The 5,855-nt window shown below is 49.8% G+C and carries 8 protein-coding genes; 2 read left to right on the top strand and 6 right to left on the bottom strand.

Features of this window, described 5'->3' with window-relative positions; translation table 11 throughout:
• Positions 1 to 76 precede the first annotated feature (76 nt).
• The 3 genes from B9Q17_RS18300 to B9Q17_RS17770 form a co-directional block, all read right to left on the bottom strand.
• On the bottom strand, positions 77 to 646 hold the full coding sequence (locus B9Q17_RS18300) for a hypothetical protein (RefSeq protein ID WP_094626158.1): 570 nt from the start codon (positions 644 to 646) through the stop codon (positions 77 to 79).
• A 79-nt stretch (positions 647 to 725) separates the two neighbouring features.
• The gene (locus B9Q17_RS17775; RefSeq protein WP_094626193.1) at positions 726 to 1,142 is read right to left on the bottom strand and encodes a hypothetical protein; all 417 of its coding nucleotides are present in this window, start codon (positions 1,140 to 1,142) and stop codon (positions 726 to 728) included.
• 94 nt (positions 1,143 to 1,236) lie between these two features.
• Complete coding sequence (locus B9Q17_RS17770) at positions 1,237 to 1,542, bottom strand: hypothetical protein (protein ID WP_208618807.1); 306 nt, start codon at positions 1,540 to 1,542, stop codon at positions 1,237 to 1,239.
• A gap of 541 nt (positions 1,543 to 2,083) precedes the next feature.
• Here B9Q17_RS17770 and B9Q17_RS18150 point away from each other — a divergent pair.
• On the top strand, positions 2,084 to 2,458 hold the full coding sequence (locus tag B9Q17_RS18150; RefSeq protein ID WP_154707676.1) for a hypothetical protein: 375 nt from the start codon (positions 2,084 to 2,086) through the stop codon (positions 2,456 to 2,458).
• Between the two features lie 513 nt (positions 2,459 to 2,971).
• Here the strand turns inward: B9Q17_RS18150 and B9Q17_RS17760 are convergent.
• The 3 genes from B9Q17_RS17760 to B9Q17_RS18145 form a co-directional block, all read right to left on the bottom strand.
• Entirely contained in the window at positions 2,972 to 3,730 is a 759-nt protein-coding gene (locus B9Q17_RS17760; protein ID WP_094626190.1) for a hypothetical protein, read from the bottom strand.
• 84 nt (positions 3,731 to 3,814) lie between these two features.
• Positions 3,815 to 4,333, bottom strand: coding sequence for a hypothetical protein (locus B9Q17_RS17755; RefSeq protein WP_094626189.1), 519 nt, complete (start codon positions 4,331 to 4,333; stop codon positions 3,815 to 3,817).
• Complete coding sequence (locus B9Q17_RS18145) at positions 4,324 to 4,644, bottom strand: hypothetical protein (RefSeq protein WP_154707675.1); 321 nt, start codon at positions 4,642 to 4,644, stop codon at positions 4,324 to 4,326. Before B9Q17_RS18145 ends, B9Q17_RS17755 begins: the two co-directional genes overlap by 10 nt.
• A gap of 373 nt (positions 4,645 to 5,017) precedes the next feature.
• Between B9Q17_RS18145 and B9Q17_RS17745 the strand changes: the two genes are divergently transcribed.
• Positions 5,018 to 5,855 (top strand): integron integrase (locus B9Q17_RS17745; protein WP_094626187.1); only part of this gene is annotated, 838 nt, incomplete at its 3' end.

Raw genomic sequence — 5,855 nt, 5'->3', positions numbered from 1 at the left:
ACGCCAGCCATAAGCGGCGCCCTGACAAGGGCGTCCGGTGGAGGGCCATCGGCCCGGAACAACCTTAATGGCCTTGTTATATAGTCTTGGCAATTCTCGATACCTCACGCTCAAATGAGCCGGCCTCTTCCGCCAACAACTCAAGGGCCTCTTGAAAGTGAGGCAACCATTTCTCGCCCGAAATATCACCGGATTTATACTGCTGTTTATAGCCATGCAGGACATCTTGAATATGATCGAGCTTTTCTTTAACGGCCGAAAACGATGGTTGAAGCTCTGGGAAGTACATGTCAATAATCAGATTCAACCGATCCGGGTTGTGTGCATAGTTCCGGTTTGTAGTGATGTCTAGGGCATCATTAAAGGTCAGCTCTCCTGCCATTACTTGCCTGTATGGCAGGAAATGCGATACCGCTATATTCGTGTATCGCTTTGACTCTACGTACAATTCCTCAAGCCTTTCCCGAATTATGTCATTTCTTCGCGTTTCAGTTTCATGATCAAGTTGAATTCGCAATCGGTCGTTGCTGGCTCGATTCGTGAGGTTTACACCGATCAACGTCAATGCAGAAGTAAGTATCGCTGTGGATAGGGCCACCCAGGCTGAGGAAGGAATTTTTGACACAAACTCAAATAGTGTCTCCATGTTCTGCTACCTCCCTATATAACGCCGCGCTCTGGGGCAAACCGAAGCGCAGCGTAGGTTTGTCCCTTGCAGCGCTTTGTTAAATGTTTTTTAAAATAACCTTTTTATGACTATCATCGTAAACTAATGAAAATGGTAAATTTTCTAAAAATTGATACATACTGATTGCGATATGATCGAAGTCTGAGTCTTTGTCATTAGAAAATGTAGTACGAAATTCGCACAGCAACTCTTTTTGAGACTCTATATTTTCACCTGTGATCTCTTTTATATGGCTAATACTTTCATTGATGGTTTTGTCCTCTATAACACTTACTTTGAAAAAGTAATCTCCGAAACCTACCCTAAGTTTTGGTGGTATGTTTCCAAATGGAACTTCCTCTTCCGAGAATTCAACGTCTGCATCTTTAGAAAAATAGTCTCTAACCAAGTCAAAGACCTTTTCTCTGCTCCAATCTTCCGGATCACCAAATAAAAAGGTATTTAAAGTATGCATGGTTCCTCTCGAGACATTTAACGCCTTGGTTTAGCGGCGGCCCGACAGGGGCGTCCGGTGGAGGCCGCAGGCCGGAACGAACTACAACAACTTGTTATATTTCGTCGTCCTCGATTGGACCGCCAACCGTGTCGAAAATCATGGTGTGGCACTCGACCGTGAACCATTCGTCAAACAATTTCAGGGTCAGTTTCTGAGGCCATAAATCTGGATCAACATACCACCCACCCAGCTCGCTTTCGAACAAAGGACGAAAGTTAGCCTTGATCCATTTTCTGAGTTGCTTGGGAGTGTCGGCCACCTCCTCATCAATGAGGTAAACGGTACGCTCCTCGTTGACATCCTCGAGCGTGATTTCCGGGCCGTCAGGGTTCGGATCAGCTTCGTTGATCCAGCGCACTGCCGGCTCTTTGTAACGGAGGATTAAAGCTGACCTATTGAGCAATTTGGGACTCCCTGAGAAATATAACGCCTGCATAAACGGCGGCTTTTACGCAGCGAAGCGGAGAGAAAGCCGTCCGGTGGAGGCCCCTCGGGCCGGAACGAATTTAATGCACTGGTTAGAGCTTCCGAGGTCATATGCCATTGCATCCCTACCGCCTTCGCCTGAATACCCGTAACGCAGCAAATGCCATTGCCCCAACCAACGCAATATTCAAAGATAGGGAAGCAAATGATACCCACGTCGGGTATTCCTGCGGAAGCATGACAGCGTAGGAGCGTGGAAACGAAGGTGGGTCTAGCTTCTCCACGCTCTGCCACACAAACGGAAAAGGAAAGCCGTGAGGAACTTTGCCCATTTCAGCTCTACTATCAACAGTTGCCGGCACAAACAAAGAAGCCATGACGAGGACAGCCGCCAAACAAACGCATCCGACAATCTGTTTTGCCATGCCACTCCCCCTGTAGGCTCTAACGCGAAGCTTAGCGGCGCCCTTGTAATGGAGGCGAAGCCGCAATGTAAAGGGCGTCCGGCGGCCATCGGCCGCGTACTACAGCGCCTTGTTAAAATTTCCCGATCAGGCCAGCTTGAAGTACACCAACGCCCCAACTGGAATCACAACGAAAAAGTACAGGGTAAGGCGAACCCAATCCCTGGCCATAGTCCAGATGAACGCTGGCAAAAATACGTAAACGCCCAAGCCAAGGTAGAAAGACCACAGAACTACGGCGACGTCTGCAACCCTTGCAGCCAAATTATTCCCTGTGGCGGCATAGGAAAACATCACGATCGCAACAACCGCGGTAAATATGCAAAGACCCCTCGCCCAAAGGCGGAAAACTCTATCTGCTGTATCGCTCATCTAAACTTTTAACGCGAAGCTAAGCGGCGCCCTGACAAGGGCGTCCGGTGGAGGCCGAAGGCCGGAACGTACTTAAGCGACTGGTTAGCTGGGGGTAACTGAGGAACCTGATCCCTGGCAAACAACACGACGGCCTGCTCCATTGCCCTTGCACCGACACCTGCCAATGCAACGTGATTAAAACCACCGCCTTTGATGCGGTGAATGAACCTGAACTTCAGAGTAGCAGATCGCGATTCAGTTTTCGGCAGATTACCCCGCACGGTGAACACCGGGTTTGATACTTACCCAATATTCCGATTGAGCTGCCAGCAAGATCGCGAGTTTTAACGGCCTTGGCGGAACTCCGAAAGTACCGGTTTTGCTACCCGCTTGCGGCCAAGGCCCAATGGCACCGAACCACTCAAAAGGCCCCAAGGCACTACCAGCTAACGCCAATATTCAGCGGCGGCCTTTGCGTAGCGAAGCGCAGAAAAGGCCGTCCGGTGGAGGCCCGCCAGGGCCGGAACGAACTGGAATGACTGGTTAGGCATTTGGGCCATAATCCTTGCCTGCATTCTCTTCAAAACGCCTGAGATACTTGGTCATTATTTCCACATGTCTTCCAGCGCCTAGCGCTTTTGCAACAAGGATGTGCGATATAAATGTCCTGTACATGTAATTCCATAAGTCACTCGCATGCTCGTCGATGCGCGGCGTCCCAAGCATTCCCTTGATGTGAAACCTTGGCGGGTACCCCCCATATTTGTCCATAATATGAGGGGATGCCCCGTGTACGAAACCTGAGTATGCTTTATTCATTGTTCGGGCGAGCTCGGCTCCCCGGCTGGGATCCAAGTCCACACCTTCTATTCTTGCGATGTAAGCCCTGATTTTCTTTCTGGAGACCATCGGGCGTTTTTGCTCCGACGTGAGTGGGTCACCTGAATCGTTAAACTCCTCTTCCCAAAACGAATCGAGGAATTTTTCGTGTAGCTCTGTGATGCTGTCATTCGTGACCGCATAAACGAGAAACAGAATGTCCTCATTTGCCTCATCTAAAACCCGCTGCAATGCGCCTTGCTCGTGAACAAAACCACGCTCAAGCAAGACTAAAGCTGCCCGTAAAGTACTTTGAGCATGCGCCAACTTCTGAATAATGGCCTGATAGATGTCTTTTTCTTGAAAGCGGTAAACTTCGCCGTACGATTTCCGGACAAGCTTGGGCTTTTCCGGCATAGCGTCTTCGAAATCCCTAAACGAGATCTCCATCAGCTCAAAAAGTTTAGCGATATCTTCATCCATGTTTGAGTGCCTAACGCCCGGCTCACGCGCCGGTTTGTAGCCGCGAAGCGGCGGAGAATCGGTCGCTGTGCAGCCGATTGTTATCTATTTGTCAGCGCACCCTTTAAATACCAGGTCTGTAACGAATTTCTGTTGCGCTACGGTCATCTGAGCCCAAGCTATATGATCATTCTTTAGCCTAGCCAAAGTCTCTTTTTCTTCGCGAGACAGAATCCCCCTTTTTTCAGCATAGGTCTCAAAATAAAAATTGATCAATTCTGCATCGGCTTTCTGCGCTTGAAAAAGTGAGAACAGAGTAGGAGCTTGCATAAGCACGATCTGGTGATTTGCCAGTGACCCCGACATGACTTTTTCGTAGATCGAGCAGTTGCTCTCATTCAAATAGACATTCACAGATGTGCTGGTTATTTTTTCTGCGGACTTCTTACAGCCCATAAGCAGGAACGGAATCAGTGCTACAACAAGAATTCTCATGCCACCTCTAAGTAGATAACGCCGAAGCACAGCGGCGACCTTGGAGTGGCGACGAAGGAGCCACGGAAAGGGCGTCCGGCGGCCATCGGCCGCGAACTGCTGCGCCTTGTTAAATGCGGCTAGTTGCATTTTTCGTAGTACTTTTCCAGCACCCGGCTCTTGGATAGCCAGAAATCCTCTATCCAGGCTCTGGTTTCAGCATCAGCCGTAATGTTGTAGATATCCTTCATGCCGTAGCTTTCATAGTCTCCCACCAAGGTATCTCCCACGGATGGGTCGTTACCGCCAAACCAATCAAGAAGGACATAACCCATGGTTGTTTCGACTACGTAGTGGGAACAACCGGATTTGTATAGGACAACCACTCCTTTAGAAGCGGCGGCAGACAACGAAAAGCAAAGTAACAGACTGGCCCCACATATTTTTATGATTCTTCTCATCGCTCTCTCCATGAACATTTAACAGTGAATTCTACGAACGAATTCGTATATCCCGCGTTCGTATAACTCCAACCCGAACGCACTCAAAATTTCTTATTTTTCGTCATAAAAGCAAAAGGATAACCACGATTCACCACAGCTACCGCCGGAGTTATACGCCCTGTTTCGAGCCACCCCTGCTCATGCCGAGGAGCGTATAACTCCGCCCCTCCCTTTCCTTCTTTCCAACCTTATCAGAAGGTTACACATATTTCTCATGCATTTTCCGGGGTTTTGCGAACGCGTTCGTATAACTCCGCCCCGGATCATCGGGTTGACAAATTCCCCTCCCAGATTACTGTATATCCATACACACAAAAGAAGGAGTCAGGATATGGATATCCGCACCCCTATTTCGCCACAATCTACCCGTTTTCTGGATCGGCTCAGAAACTTCATACGGCTACGGGGCCTGGCCTACAAAACCGAGAAAACCTACGTCTTCTGGATCAAGCGCTTTATCCGGTTTCATGGCCGAAAGCACCCGGAAACCATGGGCACTGGGGAGGTAGAGGCGTTTTTATCTCATCTGGTACTGCAGGCGAACGTCAGCGTGGCTACCCAGCGAGTAGCACTGAATGCTCTGATTTTCCTGTACCGGGAGTTTCTGGGCACACCCTTGGAAGAACTCCAGTATGAGGCAGCCAGAAAACCTAAAAAGCTGCCCGTTGTCTTCAGTGCGGATGAGGCCCGGCGGGTAATTACTTGCCTGGAAGGCGAGTACAAACTGATCGCTATGCTGCTTTACGGTGCTGGTTTACGAATCAGTGAAGCGCTTCGGCTCCGGATAAAAGACATCGATTTCGGGATGCAGCAGTTAATTGTCCGGGAAGGTAAAGGCGGTAAAGACAGGATCACACTGCTACCAGACAGGCTAATTGAGCCTCTCCAGAAGCAGATCCACTCAGCCCGGCTGCAGCACCAGGTAGATATCGCCCGTGGCTGTGGCTCGGTGTATATGCCCGCCGGCCTGGCCAGAAAATACCCCAGCGCCAGTCATGAGCCAGACTGGCAGTATGTGTTTCCGGCACCGGATCTTTCTATTGATCCGCGCTCAGGAATACGGCGGCGTCACCACATGTTGGATCGAACGGTACAGAAACACTTCAAGATTGCCATTCGCGCCGCGGGCATTCACAAGCCCGCCGGGAGCCACACCTTCAGACACAGTT

The sequence above is a fragment of the Marinobacter vinifirmus genome (assembly GCF_002258215.1).
GTDB classification, from domain to species: Bacteria; Pseudomonadota; Gammaproteobacteria; order Pseudomonadales; family Oleiphilaceae; genus Marinobacter; species Marinobacter vinifirmus.
The sequence above is the reverse complement of the archived record's forward strand: the minus strand, read 5'-3'. Positions and strand labels throughout refer to the sequence as shown.